An 18,790-nucleotide genomic window follows, 5' to 3' on the forward strand; every position below is an offset into this window, starting at 1 on the left:
TGTGCGCGGGTGAATGGGTCATCGGGAACCTCCGGTGGGGGTGGGGGTCAGGTGCAGGCTGCCGCAGGCGGGGACCGCGTGGCCCTGCCACGTCAGGGGCGCCTGGGTCCAGTTCTGGACGAGCAGGTGCCCGGCGCGGCGGGTGACGCGCAGCCCGTCGGGCAGGCGGGTGGGGTGCAATCCCAGGGCGTGCAGGCGTTCCTCGAGCAGGTCGGTGATCAGGGTGTCGCTGTGCGCGCCGATCACGGTGGCCGTCCCGCTGCGGATCACGGCCGCCTGGCCGTCCAGCGGGCCGCCCTGGTAGGTGTGCAGGACCTGCGCGCCGCGCGGCTCGTAGCTTTCCGCCCACAGGCGCGCGTGGTGGCCGCCGCTGAGCGCCTGCGTCAGCCCGTGCGGGAGGCTGTCGTACAGACCCAGCCGCGCGCCCAGCAGGTCCGAGAGCGGCCCGAACTGCCCGTCCTCGTGCGTGCGGCCACTGGGCGTGCGGAACGCGGTGCGCGGCCCGAACACCAGTTCGGTGCCCTGCGCGGCGGCGCGGGTCCAGCGGGCGGCCCGCTCGGCGCCCACCAGCGTGATGGCGGGTGCCACGACCAGCGCGTAGCGGCCCAGGTCCTGATCGGCGTGGATGACGTCCACGTCCACGCCCAGGGTGCGCAGCGCGCGGTAGTACGCCAGGGTCTGCGCCCAGTAGTTCATGCCGTCCGCGTGCGGCTGGGCGTTGATCAGCCACAGGCTCTCGTAGTCGTGCAGCAGCGCCACGCGCGTCCGCACGGGTCCCAGCGGGTACGCCTGGGGGCGTAGCGCGGCGACCTCGTGGAAGCCCCGGTCGGGGCGGCCGTCGTGGCGCAGCAGGCCCGAGTGCATGACCTCCTGCGCCATGGTCGCCGCCTGCCAGCGGAAGTACACGCAGGCGTCCGCGCCGTGCGCCCAGGCCTGCTCGGTCCACAGGCGCACCGCGCCCGCCTCGGGCAGCGGGTTGCTGGCCGTCCAGTTCACGGGGCCGCACTGGTGTTCCATGACCCAGAAGCGCCCGCTGTGCGGCACCGCGCCCCGGTACAGGTCGTGGTTGAAGGCCGTCAGGTCCGGGTGCCCGGTCCGGGCGTACGCGAGGCGGTCGTCCGGGGGCAGCAGCTGCCACTCGCGCGCGGCGTCCAGCGTCCCGGTCGGGTACGAGTCCCAGCTGGCGAAATCCAGTCCGGCGGACACGCGGTAGTGGTCGTACGCGCTGAAGAAGCCCATGTAGTTGTGCGTCACGAACCGCCCCGGCGAGCACTCGCGCAGGATGGCGATCTGCTCGGCGTGGAACGCGGCCACCTGATCGCTGGAGAAGCGCAGGAAGTCCAGCGCGTGCGACGGGTTCACCTCGGCCACCGCGTGGTTGGGCAGGGGCACCTCCTGGAAGTCGGTGTATTCCATGCTCCAGAACACGTTGCCCCACGCGTCGTTCAGGTCGTCCACGCGGCCCCGGTAGCGTTCGCGCAGCCAGGCGTGGAACGCGGCGTGCGCGGCCGGACTGAAGCTCTGGGCGGTGTCGCCCCAGCCGAACTCGTTGTCGGTCTGCCAGCCGGCCACCGCCGGGTGCGACCCGTAGCGTTCGGCGATGGCGCGCGTGATGCGCCGCGAATGCTCCCGGAACGTCTCCGAGGAGAAGTCGTAGTGGCGGCGCGACCCGAAGGTCTTCACGTGCCCGCCTCTGCCCACGGGCAGCACGTCCGGGTGGTCACGGATCAGCCACGCGGGCGGCGCGGCGGTGGGCGTGCACAGGATGACCTGCAGGTCCTCGCGGGCGATCAGGTCAATAGCTTCGTCCAGCCACGCCCAGTTGAACTGCCCCGGGCGGGGTTCGATGCGGCTCCAGGCGAATTCCGCGATGCGCACGTAGCGCAGGCCCAGGTCGCGCTGCTGCCGGGCGTGCAGCGCCCAGCGGCTGGGGGAGACGTGCTCGGGGTAGTCGCAGACGCCGAGGGCGAGATGGGCGGTGGGTTGAGGTTGGGGCATGGGACACCTGCGCTCGCCGCGCCATGGCGCGCGAGTGGACGGGAGGACACCGGCGGAAGAGGGGCCGGCAGCGGGGCCTCGGGGCTGAGGCACTGGGGTGAGGATGTGCCGCGCACTGTACGGAGTGTTCAGGCTCACACTTGTGATTCAGGCACGGTCCCTGAAGCCGACTGGTGGCGCGATGCAGATTTTTCTTCTCTCAGGAAAGCGAAATCGCGGAATCTTGAACTGACCATCCGGTCCGGGTCGTTCAGGCTCCAGAACGATTCAGAAAGCGGGCCTGACACGAAATGTTAGCCTTAACATATGACTGATCACCCCGAACGCCGCGTGCCCACCCTGATGGACGTCGCCGACCGCGCCGGGGTGTCCGCGCAGACCGTCTCCCGCGTCGTGAACGGCCAGGGACCCGTCGCCGCCCGCACCCGCGCCCGCGTCATGGACGCCATCGGCGAACTGAACTACGTCCCCAACCGCCTCGCGCGCGGACTGGCCCGGCAGCGCAGCCTCTCGATCGGGTTCGCCACGAACGACATCTCCCTGCACGCCCCCTCGCAACTCGCGTCCGCCATCGAGGGCGCCGCCCGGCAGGCCGGGTACAGCCTGATCGTCACGATCGTCGCCGGGTACGGCCTCGCGCCCGTCACGCACGCCCTGCGCGCCCTGCGCGAACGACAGGTGGACGGCGCGCTGATCAACGCCTCCCTGTCCCCAGGCGACGCGCACGAGATCACCGCGCGCTTCCCGGACCTCCCCTGCGTGTTCATGGACGTCCCCCCCAGCGCCGACGTGCCCGGCGCGCTGCTCGATCAGGCGCTCGGCGCGCGCCTCGGCGCGGACCACCTGCTGAACCTGGGCCACACCCGCATCGCCTGCATCGACGCCCCACAGGGCGCCGTGGCCGAACAGGCCCGCCTGCGCGGCTGGGAGGACACCCTCGCCGCGCGCGGCCTGAACCTCGTCGCCCGCGCGCCCGGCGACTGGAGTCCCGCCAGCGGCTACGCCGCCACCCAGACCCTCCTGGCAGGCGGCGTGCCGTTCACGGCCCTGCTCGTCGCGAACGACCAGATGGCCGTCGGCGCACTGCGCGCCCTGTGGGAACGCGGCGTGAACGTCCCGGCGGACGTATCCGTCGTCGGCTACGACGACACCGCCGAGAGCGCCCTGCTCATCCCGCCCCTGACGACCGTCCGGCAGGACTTCCCGCTGCTGGGCCGCCGCGCCTTCGCACACCTGCACGCCCTGCTGCGCGGCGAGGACCACCCCCCGACCCTCAGCACCCCGCACCTCGTCGTGCGGGCCAGCACCGCCCCGCCCCCCGGCCCGGAACGGCAGGACGTGCAGGCCGCGCTGCGCACCCTGATGGACGCCCTGACCCGGAACTGACAGCGGTTTCCAGTTCCATTGAAGGGCCAACGGCACGCCCCTGGGCTCCACTTCCAACCGCTGATGTTGACGGCTTCTCGCTCTGCTCGGCTCAGAGGTATTGAGGGATTTGCTCAACACCTCTGAACACCGCTGTGAGGATCAGCGGCGGTTCGTCTTCCCGAACAGGCCGTCCACAGGCGCTGGGGTCACCGCCTGCCCGATCACGTCCAGGATCTCCGCGAGGGTCAGGGTGAACACGCCCGCCTCGCCCCGGTCGGCCGCCTCACGCCACTGGCGGTAACCGCCCTCGTCGTTGGGCAGGGGAGCGTTCACCTGGATCAGCTCCAGCACGCTGGCGCGCAGGGCGTCCACTGTGACTGGCGCGTGACCCAGTTCCATCTGCACGCCACCCGGCAGGTGGGAGTTGCCCAGCCGCAGCCCGTCCAGCGCCACGTGCAGCACCACGCCGCTCGGTTCGTCGTCGCGGCGCAGGATCAGTACGGTGCTCGTGTCCTCGCCGGGGCGGGTGCGGTACGTCCAGCGCTGACCGGCCTGAAAGTCGATCTGAACATCAGGAGTCGTCATGGGACGCAGCGTACCGGGATGTTCCCGCAGGTCACCTCGCCCGAATGGCGCAGCGGCGGGTACGCCCACTGGCCTGCACGCCGTTCAGATTCGCGGGCGACCCCGGCGCGCGGCAGGCATAATCGCGGGCGATGACCATTCTGGTGACGGGCGCGACCGGGTTCCTGGGCGGGGTGACGGCCCGTGAACTCGCGCGGGCCGGGCATGCCGTGACGGGCCTGGGCCGCGACTTGAAGAAGGGCGCGGCGCTGGAGCGGGACGGCGTGCGTTTCGTGGCGGCCGACCTGCGCGGCGCAGACTGGGACGCCCTGCTGGACGGGGTGGAGGGCGTGGTGCACGCGGCGGCCCGCTCGACCCTGTGGGGGCACGCGCAGGACTTCCACGCGGACAACGTGGCCCCCAGCGCCGCGCTGGCCCGGGCGTGCGCGCGGCGGGGCGTGCGGCTGGTGCACGTCAGCACGCCCAGCGTGTACAACGCGACCGGCTACACGCAGGCGGTGCGCGAGGATACCCCGGTCGGCCCGCGCTTCGACAGCCTGTACGCCCGCAGCAAATGGCAGGCGGAACAGGCGGTGCGCGCCGCGCTGCCCGACGTGACGATCCTGCGCCCACGCGGCATCTACGGCGTGGGGGACACCAGCATCGTGCCCCGGCTGGCCGCCGCGCTGCGTGCCGGTCGCCTGCCGCGCCTGACGGGCAGCGAGGTCTGGACGGACCTGACCGACGTGCGCAACGTCGCCCACGCGATCACGCTGGCCCTGACCCGCCCCGCGTCCGGCGTGTTCAACATCACCGACGGGCAGGCCATCCCGCTGTGGGCGACACTGGACCGGCTGGCCGACACGCTGGGCGTCCCCAGACCGACCCGGCGGGTGTCCGCGCGGCTGCTGGAGGGGCTCGCGGCGGCGCTGGAACTCGGCGCGCGCCTGCACCCCGACCGGCCCGAACCGCCCCTGACCGCCAGCGGCGTGCGCCTCCTGACGCGGCCCATGACGCTCGACCTGACCCGCGCCCGCGAGCGGCTGGGCTACGCGCCGGTCGTCACGCCGGAGCAGGGTTTCGTGGATGTCTTCGCTGCCCTGCGCGGAGGGGCGGCGTGAACGTCCGGGTCGTCCCACTGCGGGCCGGGTCGTGCCTGAACCTCGCGGCGATCACCGAACGCGGCGCGCCGTGGCGGGTGCAGGCGTACCCGGCGGGCTTCACGCTGATCCTGCACCCCACGCGCGGCCCGGTGCTGTTCGACACCGGCTACGGCGCGGACGTCGTGACCGCCATGCGCCGCTGGCCGGGCCTGATCTACGGCCTGATCACGCCCGTGCAGTTCGGCCCGCACGACTCCGCCCGCGAGCAGCTGCGCGTGCTGGGCTTCCCCCCGGAGGAGGTGCGGCACGTGATCGTCTCGCACCTGCACGCTGATCACGTGGGCGGCCTGCGGGACTTCCCGCACGCGACCTTCCACCTCGACCGCCGCGCCTGGGAGCCCCTGCGGGCCCTGCGGGGCGTGCGGGCCGTGCGCCGGGCCTTCATGCCGGAACTCCTCCCGGACGACTTCGAGGACCGCTGCGCGTGGCTGGACTTCACGGCCGCCGGGGACGCCCTGCACCCCTTCCCGGAGGTCGCCGACGTCTTCGGGGACGGGCTGCTGCGCGCCGTGCCACTGCCCGGACACGCGCCGGGCATGGTGGGCCTCCTGGCGCAGGAGGAGGCGGGCCTGACCGTCCTGGCCGCCGACGCCGCCTGGAGCGTCCGCGCGGGCCGCGAGGAACGCCCCGTGCACCCGCTGGCCCGCGTGGCATTCCACGACCCCGCCCAGGAGGCCACCAGCGGCGCGGCCCTGCGCGCCTTCCTGCACGCCAACCCCGCTGCGAGGCTGCATGTCAGCCACGACGAGCCCGAAGGCTGGACCGCCCCATGAATCTGGAAAGCCCCGTGAATACGGTGCTGACCCTGCTGGGCGCGCTGGACGACGCCCGCCTGAGCTTCCGCAGCCGCGCGGCGCTGGACCGCCACCAGGACCGCCTCGCGCACGGGCACTTGCGCTGGGTGGCCGCGCACAGCCCCGCCGTCGCCGCCCGCTTCCGCGCCGCCGGACTTCCCCTGAGCCGCTGGCGCGAGCTGCCCCCCACCGACAAGGCCGCCATGCTCGCCACCTTCGACACGCTGAACACCGTCGGCGTCACGCTGGACCGCGCGCTGGCGGTCGGACGGCAGGCGGAACGCACCCGCGACTTCACGCCCACCCTCGCCACGCCCGCCGGACCCGTCACCGTCGGCCTGTCCACCGGCACGAGCGGCACCCAGGGCGTCTTTCTGGTCAGCCGTGCCGAGCAGGCCCGCTGGGCCGGGACCGTCCTGCGCCACCTGCTGCCCGGCGGCCTGTGGGGGATGCTGCGCCCGCAACGGGTCGCGTTCTTCCTGCGCGCCGACAGCCCCCTGTACCGCAGCGTCCGCCGCCGGCGGCTGGAGTTCCGCTTCTTCGACCTGCTGCGCCCCCTGCCCGAACTGGCCGCCGAGGCCCAGGCCTACGCGCCCACCCTGATCGTCGGGCCGCCCGGCGTGCTGCGCGCCCTGCACCGCACCGGCATTCAGCTGCGCGCCCGCGTGATCAGCGTCGCGGAGGTTCTCGACCCCGACGACGAGGCCGCCCTGCGCGGCTGGGGCGACGTGGTGCAGGTCTATCAGGCCACCGAGGGCCTGCTGGCCCTGCCGTGCCCGCACGGGTCGCTGCACCTGAACGAGGCGCACGTCCACTTCGACCTCGAACCCCTCGGGGACGGTCTGCACCGCCCCGTCATCACCGACCTGCGCCGCCGCGCGCAGCCGTTCATCCGACACCGCCTCGACGACGCCCTGCGCCTCCACCCCGACCCGTGCCCCTGCGGTCAGGCCGCGCGCCGCGTGCACAGCATCGCCGGGCGGCAGGACGACGCGCTGCACCTCCCCGGCGCGGCAGGGGAGAGCGTGACCGTCTGGCCGGACTTCCTGCGCGGCGCCCTGGCGGCCGTGCCGGGCCTGCGCGAGTACCGCGCCGACCAGACCGGCCCCCACCACATCACGCTGCACCTCGACCCGCACACCCCGGACACCCAGGCCCACGCCCTGCGCGCCGTCCGGGACGCCCTGCACCGCAGCCATGCCGACCCAGGGCGCCTCACCCTCGACACCCGCCCCCTCGACCCCACCCCGCCCGGCACGAAACGCCGCCGCGTCACCCGAACCTGGAGGCCCGCATGAACCCACCCGATCCCGTCCTCGGCGTGCGCCTCCTCGCCACCGCGCAGGCCCTCCCCGAACGCCGCGTGCCCACCGCCGAGGTCGCCCGGCTGTGCCACGTGCCCGAAGCCATCGCCCTGAAACGCAGCGGTGTCCACGAACGACGCTGGCTCTCCGGCCAGGAGACCGCCCTGACCCTCGGCACACAGGCCGCCCGCGAGGCCATCGCGCGCGCCGGGCTGGAGATCGGCGACGTGGACGTCCTCCTGAACGCCAGCGGCAGCCAGCTGCAACCCATCCCCGACGGCGCCGCCCTCTACGCCCGCGAACTCGGCCTGCACGGCGCCGCCACGTACTCCCTGCACGGCACCTGCCTCAGTTTCCTGCTCGCCCTCCAGCACGCCGCCCTGCTCATCCATACCGCTCGGGCGCGGCACGTCCTGATCATCAGCAGCGAAGGCGGCAGCGTCGGCCTGAACCCTGCCCAGCCCGAAAGCACCCTGCTGATCGGCGACGGGGCCGCCGCCGTCCTCCTCGGCCCACCCACCCGCCCCGGCCAGGGCCTGCACGCCACGCGCACCGAAACGCACCCCGCCGGAGCCGACCACACCCGCATCAGCGGCGGCGGCACCCTCCGCCACCCCAACCACCCAACCGCCGCCCCCACCGACTTCACGTTCGACATGCAGGGCCTCCAGGTCCTGAAACTCGCCAGCCGCGTCGTTCCGCCCTTCCTCGAACGCCTCCGCCCCGGCCTGAGCAGCGGCCTGCCGGGCATCACCCGCGTCATCCCGCATCAGGCCAGTCAGGCGGGCCTCGACCTGCTGCGCCGCTACGGCTGGCCCGAGGAACAGGTCGAAGTCACCCTCCGCACCCTGGGCAACGTCATCGCCGCCAGCCTCCCCCTCACGCTGCATCAGGCGGTCGAGGCGAGGCGGCTGAAGGAAGGGGACACGGCCCTGCTCGTCGGGACCGGAGCGGGGTTGATCGCGGGTGGGGTGATCTGGGAGCTGTGACGGCGGGTCAGTCCGCCGCGGCCCCCGTCGGCTGCACCGTCAGGGGCGGCAGGAGTTGCAGGGACGCCAGCACGCCGTCCAGGTCCGTCAGGGGCAGGTGCAGCGCCGCGCCCCGCAGGGTCAGTTCCGCGCGTGGCACCGCGCCCAGCCGCTGCTGCAACCGGTCCAGCAGCACCACGTGCCCCTGATGATGGCGGCCCAGGTCCGCCAGGATCAGCAGGCGCCCCGACGTCAGGTGAAACAGCCAGTCGCTGCCGCGCAGTTCGGCCGTCAGCGCGTCCCGCAGGGCCAGCAGCGTCGCGTGCTGCTGCGCCTCGTCGTACAGCTGCTCCAGCAGCGCCAGGTTCGACACCTGCACCTCCACCACCGCCGCCGCGTGCCCCTGCCGCTCCAGGTTCGCGCTGATCGTCGGCAGCAGCAGCGCCGCCATGCCCGCCCCGGGCAGCGCCGTCACCGGATTCAGCTCCGCGCGCAGGTCCAGCACCCGCTGCAACTCCAGGCGGCGCGTCTCGGTGCGGCGCACGTGCTCCACGACCGCGCTGGTCATCATCGGCAGCCACGGCACGAGCAGCGTCGTCAGCCAGCCCGCGCCGTTCACGACCCCCAGCGCCCCGCGCACGATCAGGTACGCGGCCAGCAGCAGCACCAGCCCCCAGCCCAGCAGCGCCGCCGCCGCGGGCCGCATCACTGTGCCCAGCATCGCCGCGCCGCTCACCAGCAGCCACAGCGGCCGGTCACCGGGGGACAGCAGTTCGAAGGCACTCAGGCACAGCAGGCCGGTCAGGCCCAGCAGCACCAGCCGCGTCGGTCTCAGGTTCACGTCCATGTCATCTCCCGTCCCGGGCGGCCCGCACCGCCACCCTCACCGCCGCCCGCACCCCGCGCGGGTCGCCCCGCGTCACCCAGCAGGCCCGCCCGCCGCAACCACACCAGCGACCGGATCCACGCGCCCGTCATGTAATGCGGCCCGTCGAACGCCACGCGCGGCAGGTCCCGGTAGGCGCGCAGCTGCCCGGCCAGTTCCCACGGCCACGCCGCCCGCCACCCGCCACCGGCGCGCGGGCGGAATACCTCGACGATCACCGCCGCGCCGTCCGCACCGCGCTGCGCCCGCAGGGCCCGCACGACCGCCGCCGCATCCTCCGGCGAGGCGTGCCCGACCCCCACGCCGTCCTGCACGAGCACCCGCACGTCCGCCGGGACGGCCCGCGCCACCCACGCCACCAGCGCCGGGGTGTACCCGCCCCGGGCGGCGTACACGCTCACCCACAGCGGGCGCGGCAGGGCCTGCAGGTACGCGCGGACCGGCGCGGCCGGCCAGTCGGGCCTCAGCTCGACCGGGGCGTAGAACGTGCCGCCCGGCCACTCGGCCGCCAGCGCCCGCGACGCCCGCGCCAGGGCCGGGAGGTCCTGCACGCGCGGATGGTACGCGCCCTGCAGGCCCACCACCAGCCGCAGGTCGCCGCTGCGGCGCTGCGCGGCCCGCCAGTCCAGCGCGCACAGGTCCGCGCCGCGCCCCAGGAACCGCTGGTCCTCCACGGCCGTCCACTGCAGCAGCAGCGTCCGCGCGCCCAGCGGCCGGTAGTTCCGCACCTGCCCGGCACTCAGGCAGTCCGGCTGCCAGATGACCGTCTCGAAGGTCGCGTCCGGCGCGGGCCGCGCCGCCACCCCGGCCGCCAGCGCTGCCAGGCCCGTGACCAGCGCCGCCGTGATCAGCGCCGCGACTCCCGGGCCGTTCACGCGCGCCGCGCTCCCAGCGCCGCCAGCGGCAGCAGCGCCGCCGAGATCAGCAGCCCCACCCACGGCGCGCCGGTCGTGCCGCGCGGCCGCACCTGCACCGCGCCGCCCGGCCGGACCGTGATCACGCCCATGCCGGGCCGCAGCTGCGCGGGTACCGCCAGCCAGTCGGCACTCAGGGCGGCCAGGTCGGCGTCGGCCCGCCAGTTCACGGTCAGGGTGGGCGCGTCCCGCCGGCCCCGGGTGGTCAGTTCGTTCGGGATGTCCATGGGCAGCGGCGTGCGCTGCAGCGTCAGGGTGGTCGTCGCGGCGCCCGGCGCGTTCAGGCGCACCTGCCACGGCAGCGTGCCCGTCAGGCCCCACCCGGGCAGCGTGCCCGCCAGGGTGAGCGCGAAGGACAGCGCCTGCGGCGAGTCCGGCAGGCCCACGCTGGGATCGGCGATCAGCGCGGCCGGGAGCGCCGCCACGCCGCTGCTGGGGCGCAGGTTCAGCGCGGCGCGCGAGGCGCGGGCGTCCACACGGGCCGCCGGGCACGCGGCCCCAGCCTCCCCGGCACTCCCGGTCGTGTCCTGCGCGCCCCCGGCCGTCCACAGCCGCGCGCGCAGCGGGACGCCCTGCGTGGCGGCCAGCCGCGCGGCAGGCAGGTCCAGGGTGGTGGGCTGCCCGCGTTCCAGCGGGGCGCGGCCCTCGCGTTCACTCAGGCCCGCCTGCACGGCCGCGCGCTCCGGGCCCAGCAGGGTCAGGCGCAGCTGCGCGCGGCCCGTCCCGCCGCCCATCGCCCAGGCGGGCGGCACGCGCAGCACCTGCACGGTCGGCCAGCGGTCCAGCAGGTAGTCGCCCAGACCGAACTCCGCCAGGGTGACGGGCGCTTCCAGCCGCGCCGCGGGCAGCGCCGGGAGGGTCTCCAGATCGGCCCTCACGCCGTCCAGGCGGGCCGCGCCTGCCGTGCCGGGCGCCTGCGCCGCGAGGAGGGCCGCCACCGCGCCCGGCAGGGCTGCCTCGTCCCGGTACGTGACGGTCAGGTCACGGTCCGCCAGGGTCAGCCGCGCGGGCACCGGCAGGGCCGGGTCGGGCCGGAACGCCACGCGCAGGTCCGGCGGGACGTCCGCCGCGCCCGGCAGCGGCGCCCGCGCGTCCAGCCACAGCACCCGCGCGTGGGCGCCCAGCCCCTGCGCGAGCGCCAGGGCCGCCGCGACGCTGCCCGGCGTGCGTTCCGGCCAGTCCAGGCGGGCCAGCCGCAGCTGACCGTCCGGGGCGCGCAGCAGCGCCGCGACCTCGTTCAGGTGCGGCGCCCGCCGCTGTTCAGAGCGGCTGCGCAGCGTGGCCCGCACCGCCCGGGGTGCGTCGCAGTCCCCCGCCGAGATCGTCAGCTGGTGCGCGCCGCCCGGCACGTCCGGCAGCGCCGCGCTCAGCGTGCCGCCCTGGGCCCCGGACGTCGCCACGACCCGCCCGTCCAGCCGCAGCGTCCACGGGCCGCGCGACGGCAGGCCCGACACCTGCACGCGCACGTCCCGCCACGCCTCGAACGGCGGGACGCTCAGGTACGTGCCGCGCGGGCCCGTCACCCAGTCGCGCAGCGTGAGGTCCTCGGCGTGCGCGGCGCCGCCCAGCGCGAGCAGCAGCGCCAGCACCCGCCCCGCGCGCGTCACGCGTTCTCCTTCTTGCGGGGCGTCTTCACCCAGGTGCCCTGCCGGCCCCGCAGCGCGTCTCCCAGGTACGACCGCAGCGCACCCAGGCTGACCGGAATGAACAGCTGCGCGTACGTGAAGTAACTCAGCGGGCCAAGCAGGTAGTTGCTCAGGCGGCGGTCCTCCAGCGTCACGACCAGCCACATCTGCCCCACGAACAGCAGGTACGACAGCACCCACAGCGCCGTGAACGGTCCCGGCAGGGTCACGTGCGCCACGCCCAGCAGCCCCAGCACGAGCACGGCCGTGCTCATGAGCAGCGACGGGAAGAACACCAGGAAATTCAGCACGAGGTACAGCAGTTCCAGCCCCAGCGGGTACGGGTGCGACAGCGCCAGCGGCAGGTACTTGAAGGTCACGTAGAAGTTCCCCTTGCTCCAGCGCATGCGCTGCCGGAACCACACGGGGTACGTGTCGGGCTCCTGCTCCCACGTGACCGCGAACGGCACCCAGCGGATCCCGTACCCGGCCTGCATCAGCCGGAAGCTCATCTCGGTGTCGTCCACCAGGGACGCCTCGTCGAAGCCACCCAGCGCCGTCAGGTACCGGTGCCAGATGACGTAGTTCGTGCCCATCAGGGTACTCAGGCGCCGCAGCTGCCAGCGGCCCCCCTGGTACAGCCACTGGAAGTACATGAATTCCAGCGCGATGAAGCGCGTCAGCAGGCTCGCGTCGCGGTTGCGGGTGCGCACCTTGCCGTTCACGGCCGCCAGTTTCGGGTCGGCCAGCAGCGCCGCCACCAGCAGGTGCAGCGCGTCGGGTTCCGGGGTGTTGTCCGCGTCGTACACGGCGATCACCTCGCCCCGCGCGTGCGGCAGCCCCAGGTTCAGCGTGCGGGACTTGCCCTTGCCGCCCTGCCCGGGCGGGACGTTCAGCACCCGCAGGCGCGGCAGTTCCCCCGCCAGCCGCGCCAGGATGGCCGGCGTGTCGTCAGTGGACGCGTCGTCGATCACCAGGATTTCCAGGTCCGGGTACGTCTGCGCGTGCAGGGCCCGCACGGTCGCCTCGATCACCTCGGCCTCGTTGTGCGCGGGCACCAGCACACTCACGGACGGTACGCGCGGCAGCGGCCCCCGCAGCGCCTGCACCTCCTGCCGGGTGCTGCGGGCGTACAGCACCGCCCCGATGGTCAGCAGCGCCCAGCCCAGCAGCGGAATGGTGATGCCCCAGAAGGCCAGCGTGAAGACCGCGTCGACCGGATTCACCGCCGCACCAGCGCCCGCAGCAGCGCGCCGCCGCTGAGCAGCATGACCGCCAGCACCACCCACGCCGCGGCGCTGCTGAGGTTCAGCAGCAGGCTGGGCAGCGCGCCGTTCAGGGCGTGCCCGGCGGCCCACATGGCAGGCATGACGCGGCTCAGCGCGCCCGCCAGGGCACCCGGCTCGGCGTCGCTGCGGTACGTCTGCCCGGCGAACGACCACTCCAGGCGCGGCGCGACCCGCAGCGTGGTCGGCGCGTCCGGCGCGGCCCGCTGCCCCCCCGCCCCGTCCGGCTCGAAGGGCACGACCGTCCGCCCGGGCAGCTGCGCCAGCCGCGGCAGCAGCGGGGCGCCGTCCAGCCGCGCCACGACCGCCGTGCCGCGCGGCCACAGGTTCAGGTTCCCGCTCAGGTCCGGCACGAACGCCGCGCTGGGCGTCAGGTTCAGGCCCCGGTAGGTGGTGGCCACCGCGCCCAGCGTCCCGGGGCGGTCGGTCTCGACGAGCAGCGCCGCGCCGCGCGCCGAGGCGTCCAGCAGCGCGCGCCGCAGCGTCCCGTCACGGATGACCGGCCACGGGTCGGCCGGGAGGCGCACGCCGTCCCCAGCCCGGGCCCGCGCCGCCTGCTCGGCGGGCAGCACCCGCCACGTGCCGGGCATGACCGACACCCGCCGGTCCAGCGCGCTCAGGCTGACCCGCTGCTCGCTGCGGGTCACGCTGACCGGGCAGTCGTACGCGGCGCTGGTGACCTGCAGCCACTGCGGGCTGGGCAGAGAGGAGAGGCTGCTGACCACGAGGCCGCACACCTGAAGACTGAGCATAGGGACCCCCGGGTCGAGACGACGGCCGCCTGACTTCAGGTCAGGACGCCCGGACGGAGCAGTGAACGGTTCTCACCCGGCGCCGTGGCCTCCGGGCACCAGTAGCGGCAGATCTGACCGGTGATTCCTGTCAAAAATAGCGGTCCTGTCGCCGACCGGCCTGCATCCGGCAGGGGGGCATGGGGGCCCCCGCCGGGGGGTGGCCGCGTCAGCGGGCCTGTGCAGTCAGGGGCGCGTACACGCTCGCCCAGGGGCTGCTGCTGTCCAGCACCGTGCTGTCGTACACGTCCAGTGCCGACGCGCCCGCCGCGCTGGCCGCGCGCAGGGCCGCCTGGGTGTCCGCGTCCGACGGCACCACCGCGCCGAACGGCGTGGTCTCCACATGCACCGCCAGTCGTGCCCGGCCCGCCACCTGCGCGAGGGCCTGCCGCGTCGCGGCGCCCGTCCAGTCCGGCGTGAAGACGGCCGCGCCGTACTGGGCCTTCCACTGCTGCCAGATCAGTTCGGCGTTCAGCACGTCCGGCCGGTCGGCGCTGCCCAGCACGGCGTTCAGGTCGAAGCCCGTCTCGCGCGCCACGGTCGCGGGGGGCATCAGCGTGCCGTCCGGTGCGGCGGTCAGGGTGGTCGTCACGTGCACGCGCTTGCACAGGCTCCGGACGGTGCGGGCCGAGCGGGCCAGGTGAGCGGACAGTTGCGCCGCCCGCCAGGTGCGCCAGGTGTCCCCCCCGACCGTCTGCCCGGGGTACGCCTTCTGGAAGGCGGCGGTGCTCGCGGCGCTGTAATCGGCCTGCGCGCCCCACCAGTTCACGACCGGTTCGGCGAGATCCACGCCACTCAGCGCCGGGTAGCGGGTCAGCAGGTCCTTCAGGAACCCCTGGTACCACGTCTCGGCGGCGCTGCTGCCCAGCGTCATGAACGCCCGGTCGAAACTCTCCTCGTAGCCCTGCCCGTCGGCGCGGCGGGACGTCCAGTCCGGGTTGGCCGCCAGTGCGCCCGCGTGCCGGAAGTCGTACACCCACGCGATCACCTGAATGCCGCGCGGCGCGGCGGCGGTCAGCAGCGCTCCCAGCAGGTCCTGCTGCCCCCAGCTCTCGACGACGTTGTTCGCGTAGGTCGTGCGGTACCGCGCGCCGTACGTGGGGTTGTACACGAGCACGTACGCGGTGTTCACGCCCTCGCGCGCCCAGGCGTCCACCAGCTGCGCGCTCAGCTGCGTGGCGTCCAGGCCCAGTCCGTACGCGTACGACGGATCGAACCGCACCGCGCGTATCACGCTCGGGATCGCCGGGAGGCGGCAGGTGCTCCTCGCCTGCGCCGCCAGTCCCTCCGCGCTGCCGGTCACGTCCGGCGCCGGGGTGGGCGTCTGGGAACAGGCGGCCAGCAGCGCGGTCAGCAGGGTCACGGTCAGGGGTGCACGCATGGGAGGCTCCGGGGCGCCGCCCGGTGAGATGAGGGAAGCTGGGGGCGCCGTACTCCCGTCAGGGTGCCCACGCGACTCTCACACCGCCCTGAAACGCAGGAACATGAAGGCGCCGGACGGCCGGGTGTGGTGCCCTGGCGTGCGCTGTGGCGCGCCGATCTGCTTCTCGCCGCAGAGGCCTGTGTTCGAGGCTCCCCCTGACTCGCAGGGCCCGCAGGGAGGGGAGCTGTCCCCGTAGGCGACTAAGGGGTTGCCCTTCCCGCTGCGCAGCAGCCTCCCTTCCTACTGCCTACAACCCACTCCCCACTTCCCCCTCCTGTACAGCGTCCCGGCGTGGCGTGGGCGTGCGGGCTACGCTGGCCTCATGAGTGCGGATGGCCTGCCGGAGAAGTTTGACGTGATCGTGCATCCCGCCGCGGAGTTGCGGGGGGAGTTGCGGGCGCAGCCGAGCAAGAATTACACGACGCGGTACCTGCTGGCGGCGGCGCTGGCGGATGGGGAGTCACGGGTGGTGGGCGTGGCGACCAGCGAGGACGCGGGGGCGATGCTGCGCTGCCTGGGGGACTGGGGTGCGGGCGTGGAGCTGGTGGGTGGGGACGCCGTGATCCGGGGGTTCGGGAGCAGTCCGCAGGCGGGTGTGACGTTGAATCCGGGGAATGCGGGGGCGGTGGCGCGGTTCCTGATGGGCGTGGCGGCCCTGACGACGGGCACGTCGTTCGTGACGGACTACCCGGATTCGCTCGGAAAGCGGCCGCAGGGGGATCTGCTGGAGGCCCTGTCGCGCCTGGGGGCGCGGGTGCAGAGTCGGGAGGGCATGTTCCCCCTGGCCATCTCGGGCCCGGTGCGGGGGGGCGTGGTGGAGGTCAGTGCGGAGCGCAGCAGCCAGTACGCGTCGGCGCTGATGTTCCTGGGGCCGCTGCTCGCGGACGGGCTGGACCTGCGGCTGACGGGGGACATCAAGAGTCACGCGCCGCTGCGGCAGACGCTGGACACCCTGGCGGCGTTCGGGGTGCAGGCGTCTGCCAGTGAGGACCTGAGCCGCATCACGATTCCGGGTGGGCAGGCGTTCCGGGCGGGCCGCGTGCTCGTGCCGGGGGATTACCCGGGCAGCGCGGCGATCCTCGCGGCGGCCGCCACGCGGCCCGGCGAGCTGCGCCTGTCGAACCTCCGCGAGCATGACCTGCAGGGTGAACGCGAGGCCCTGAACGTGCTGCGGGAGATGGGTGCGGACCTGACCCGAGAGGGCGATACCGTGATCGTGCGCGGCGGGCGGCCCCTGCGCGCGGTCACGCGGGACGGGGACGGCTTCACGGACGCCGTGCAGGCCCTGACGGCGGCGGCGGCCCTGGCGGAGGGCACGACCACCTGGGAGAACGTGTACACGTTGCGCCTGAAGGAATGCGACCGCATCAGCGACACGCGCCGCGAACTGGAGGCTCTGGGCCTGACCGTCACCGAGACGCAGGACAGCCTGACCGTCACGGGCACGCCCAGCCTCGCCGGGGGCGTCACCGCAGACGGGCACGGCGACCACCGCATGATCATGCTGCTGACCGTGCTGGGCCTGGGCGCGCAGGCCCCCATCCGCATCACGGGCGCGCACCACATCCGCAAGAGCTACCCGATGTTCTTCCGTCACCTCGAATCCCTCGGGGCGAGGTTCGAGTACCCGGAAGCCACGCGCGCCTGACATTCAGGACACCGGAAAGCTGCCCTGAACTGGGGCGGCTTTCTCGCGTCTGGGCGAGGGTTGGAGGGGCTTTTCTGGAGTGCGTTCAGAAGCCAGTGTGAGACGGCTGTCCCGCTCCTATGCTGGGGCGAGCTGGGCGGCGGGTCACTAGCATGCCCGGCTTGACCGGCGCAAGGGCACCTGAGCGGCGCAGCGCGTGCCCGTCACGGCAGAATCCTCAGCAGTGCCCTTCACAGTCCGCAGGGCCCGTCACAGGAGGTTGTACCCATGACGCAGTTCAGCAACCCGGATATCGTCGGTGATTCCCCCGCCTGGCTGAGTTTCATCTGGATCGCGTTCACGACCGCGCTGGGCCTGATGATCCTGGGCATCTACTTCATCCCGGTGGACTGGTGGATCAAGGGGTACCTGTACATGGGCACGCTGTTCCTGACGGCCAGCACCCTGACCCTCTCCAAGAGCCTGCGTGACCGGCACGAGCACGAACGGCTCGTGAACCGCGTCAAGAGCGCCCGCACCGAGCAGGTGCTCAGCAAGTTCGACACCTGATCCAGGCTGGCACGCGCCGTGCGGGTCAGCCCATGATGGGCCGAGCCGTTCTGCCCCTCCCCCTTGAGCGGGGAGGCCGGGAGGGGGTGTGCAGGATCGGCGTTCCAGCGTGACGTTGTTCAGGGTGGCGCCCACCGCTGCTTACGGGTGCGGACTCTGCATCGCCTGAGGTGGGCTACAGGCTGATCTCGGCCCGACGTTGATCCGGCTGGCATGCCCGCCTCATGAGTGGCTGGTCTGCTGGGAGCATGCCCTCAATCCGACTGGCCTTTCCGGCGGCGCTGGCTGCTATGACCCTCGCCCTGCTGGGCACCGGCTGCGCGCAGAGCAGCACTGGCGTCGCGCAGAGCCTCAAAGTGCCCGCCGGGTTCAGCGTGAACCTGTACGCGGACGGCTTCAGGAAGCCGCGCTTCATGGTGGTCGCCAGCAACGGGGACGTGCTGCTCAGCGACACGGGCGCCGGGATCGTGTACGTCCTGCCGGACCGCAACCGTGACGGGAAGGCGGACGGGAAGCAGGTGTTCGCCAGCGGGCTGAACCAGCCGCACGGCCTCGCCATCCGGGGCGGGTTCCTGTACGTGGCGAACACGGACGGCGTGGTGCGTTTCCCGTACAGGGCCGGGGACACGAAGGCCAGCGCCGCGCCGGTGAGACTGGTGAACCTGCCGGGCGGCGGCGGGCACTCCACCCGCACCGTGGAGTTCGGCCCGGACGGGCGGATGTACGTGTCGGTGGGCAGCACCTGCAACGTCTGCGAGGAGAGCGACCCGAAACGCGCCGCGATCTGGGTGTACGACGCAGACGGGAAGAACGGCAAGCCCTACGCGACCGGGCTGCGTAACGCGGTGGGGGTCGAGTGGTTCGGTGGGCAGTTGTATGCCACGAACAACGGCCGCGATCAGCTGGGCGACGACCTCCCGCCCGAGGGGTTCTACAAGGTCAAACAGGGCGGGTTCTACGGCTGGCCGTACTGCTACACCACCCAGCCCGGACAGGCACAGGTGTGGGACAAAGACTTTGGCCGCAAATCCGCTGACACCTGCAAGGCCGCCACGCCCGCCTTCGCGCTGACCACCGCGCATTCCGCGCCGCTGGGCCTGGCGTTCTATACCGGGAAGACCTTCCCCGCCGCTTACCGCGGGCAGATGTTCGTGGCGCTGCACGGCAGCTGGAACCGCAGCGAGAAGAGCGGCTACAAGGTGATCACCATCGACCCGCAGACCGGGCGGGTCACGGACTTCCTGACCGGCTTCCTGCGTGGGCAGAACGTCGTTGGGCGCCCGGTGGACCTCGCGGTGGCCGCCGACGGCTCGCTGCTGCTGACCGACGACGGCGAGGGCCGCGTCTGGCGCATCCAGGCCCGCTGAGCCGGGTCGCCGGGCGGGGTGGAGGGGGTGTTCGTCGTCCCGCCCGACGACGCGGGGTGGTGGGGTCCGGACAGCTGTCCAGCCGACGCGGCGCTCTGTGCTGGACTTCGGATTCAGGATCAGGCGGGGCGCGGTACACTGG

The 18,790-nt window shown here is 73.4% G+C and carries 16 protein-coding genes; 8 read left to right on the plus strand and 8 right to left on the minus strand.

The genetic code is table 11. The features are described 5' to 3' along the window. Positions 1–18: 18 nt before the first annotated feature. A complete protein-coding gene (locus EXW95_RS14015) occupies positions 19–1,998 on the minus strand; it encodes a beta-galactosidase (RefSeq protein ID WP_174367967.1) in 1,980 nt (659 codons plus the stop codon). Positions 1,999–2,304: 306 nt separating this feature from the next. Between EXW95_RS14015 and EXW95_RS14020 the strand changes: the two genes are divergently transcribed. Further along, on the plus strand, positions 2,305–3,384 hold the full coding sequence (locus EXW95_RS14020) for a LacI family DNA-binding transcriptional regulator (protein ID WP_174367968.1): 1,080 nt from the start codon (positions 2,305–2,307) through the stop codon (positions 3,382–3,384). Positions 3,385–3,525: 141 nt separating this feature from the next. Here EXW95_RS14020 and EXW95_RS14025 read toward each other — a convergent pair whose 3' ends face one another. Continuing rightward, positions 3,526–3,951: a hypothetical protein gene (locus tag EXW95_RS14025; protein WP_174367969.1), complete on the minus strand. Its 426-nt coding sequence runs from the start codon at positions 3,949–3,951 to the stop codon at positions 3,526–3,528. A 131-nt stretch (positions 3,952–4,082) separates the two neighbouring features. Here EXW95_RS14025 and EXW95_RS14030 point away from each other — a divergent pair, with 131 nt between their 5' ends. From EXW95_RS14030 to EXW95_RS14045, 4 genes are read left to right on the plus strand one after another with little or no spacing between them, the layout of a single operon-like run. After that, a complete protein-coding gene (locus EXW95_RS14030) occupies positions 4,083–5,051 on the plus strand; it encodes an NAD(P)-dependent oxidoreductase (RefSeq protein ID WP_174367970.1) in 969 nt (322 codons plus the stop codon). After that, positions 5,048–5,866: an MBL fold metallo-hydrolase gene (locus tag EXW95_RS14035; protein ID WP_174367971.1), complete on the plus strand. Its 819-nt coding sequence runs from the start codon at positions 5,048–5,050 to the stop codon at positions 5,864–5,866. The genes EXW95_RS14030 and EXW95_RS14035 overlap by 4 nt, the downstream gene beginning before the upstream one ends. Next, the gene (locus EXW95_RS14040) at positions 5,863–7,185 is read left to right on the plus strand and encodes a F390 synthetase-related protein (RefSeq protein ID WP_174367972.1); all 1,323 of its coding nucleotides are present in this window, start codon (positions 5,863–5,865) and stop codon (positions 7,183–7,185) included. Before EXW95_RS14035 ends, EXW95_RS14040 begins: the two co-directional genes overlap by 4 nt. Further along, positions 7,182–8,180 carry a 3-oxoacyl-ACP synthase III family protein gene (locus EXW95_RS14045; protein ID WP_174367973.1) on the plus strand — a complete coding sequence of 333 codons (999 nt, stop codon included), beginning with the start codon at positions 7,182–7,184 and terminating at the stop codon, positions 8,178–8,180. Before EXW95_RS14040 ends, EXW95_RS14045 begins: the two co-directional genes overlap by 4 nt. Before the next feature lie 7 nt (positions 8,181–8,187). On the opposite strand, the gene EXW95_RS14050 is transcribed toward EXW95_RS14045, so the two are convergent. The 6 genes from EXW95_RS14050 to EXW95_RS14075 form a co-directional block, all read right to left on the minus strand. Further along, complete coding sequence (locus EXW95_RS14050; RefSeq protein WP_174367974.1) at positions 8,188–9,006, minus strand: hypothetical protein; 819 nt, start codon at positions 9,004–9,006, stop codon at positions 8,188–8,190. Beyond that, positions 8,997–9,920 carry a hypothetical protein gene (locus tag EXW95_RS14055; RefSeq protein ID WP_174367975.1) on the minus strand — a complete coding sequence of 308 codons (924 nt, stop codon included), beginning with the start codon at positions 9,918–9,920 and terminating at the stop codon, positions 8,997–8,999. The genes EXW95_RS14050 and EXW95_RS14055 overlap by 10 nt, the downstream gene beginning before the upstream one ends. Then, positions 9,917–11,566, minus strand: coding sequence for a hypothetical protein (locus EXW95_RS14060; RefSeq protein WP_174367976.1), 1,650 nt, complete (start codon positions 11,564–11,566; stop codon positions 9,917–9,919). Before EXW95_RS14060 ends, EXW95_RS14055 begins: the two co-directional genes overlap by 4 nt. Then, entirely contained in the window at positions 11,563–12,810 is a 1,248-nt protein-coding gene (locus EXW95_RS14065) for a glycosyltransferase (protein WP_174367977.1), read from the minus strand. Before EXW95_RS14065 ends, EXW95_RS14060 begins: the two co-directional genes overlap by 4 nt. After that, on the minus strand, positions 12,807–13,622 hold the full coding sequence (locus tag EXW95_RS14070) for a hypothetical protein (protein WP_174367978.1): 816 nt from the start codon (positions 13,620–13,622) through the stop codon (positions 12,807–12,809). The genes EXW95_RS14065 and EXW95_RS14070 overlap by 4 nt, the downstream gene beginning before the upstream one ends. A 208-nt stretch (positions 13,623–13,830) precedes the next feature. Then, positions 13,831–15,042, minus strand: coding sequence for a hypothetical protein (locus EXW95_RS14075; protein WP_174367979.1), 1,212 nt, complete (start codon positions 15,040–15,042; stop codon positions 13,831–13,833). A 364-nt stretch (positions 15,043–15,406) separates the two neighbouring features. Between EXW95_RS14075 and aroA the strand changes: the two genes are divergently transcribed. The 3 genes from aroA to EXW95_RS14090 all read left to right on the plus strand — a co-directional run bounded on the left by aroA (position 15,407) and on the right by EXW95_RS14090 (position 18,648). Continuing rightward, positions 15,407–16,732 carry a 3-phosphoshikimate 1-carboxyvinyltransferase gene (aroA, locus tag EXW95_RS14080; RefSeq protein WP_174367980.1) on the plus strand — a complete coding sequence of 442 codons (1,326 nt, stop codon included), beginning with the start codon at positions 15,407–15,409 and terminating at the stop codon, positions 16,730–16,732. 267 nt (positions 16,733–16,999) lie between these two features. Next, positions 17,000–17,281, plus strand: a complete 282-nt coding sequence (locus tag EXW95_RS14085; protein WP_046844247.1) for a YiaA/YiaB family inner membrane protein — start codon at positions 17,000–17,002, stop codon at positions 17,279–17,281. Positions 17,282–17,529: 248 nt separating this feature from the next. Beyond that, positions 17,530–18,648 (plus strand): sorbosone dehydrogenase family protein, encoded by a 1,119-nt coding sequence (locus tag EXW95_RS14090; protein ID WP_371810075.1) that lies wholly within the window; start codon positions 17,530–17,532, stop codon positions 18,646–18,648. The last annotated feature ends 142 nt before the right edge of the window (positions 18,649–18,790 follow it).

Source organism: Deinococcus sp. JMULE3 (assembly GCF_013337115.1).
Lineage (GTDB): Bacteria > Deinococcota > Deinococci > Deinococcales > Deinococcaceae > Deinococcus.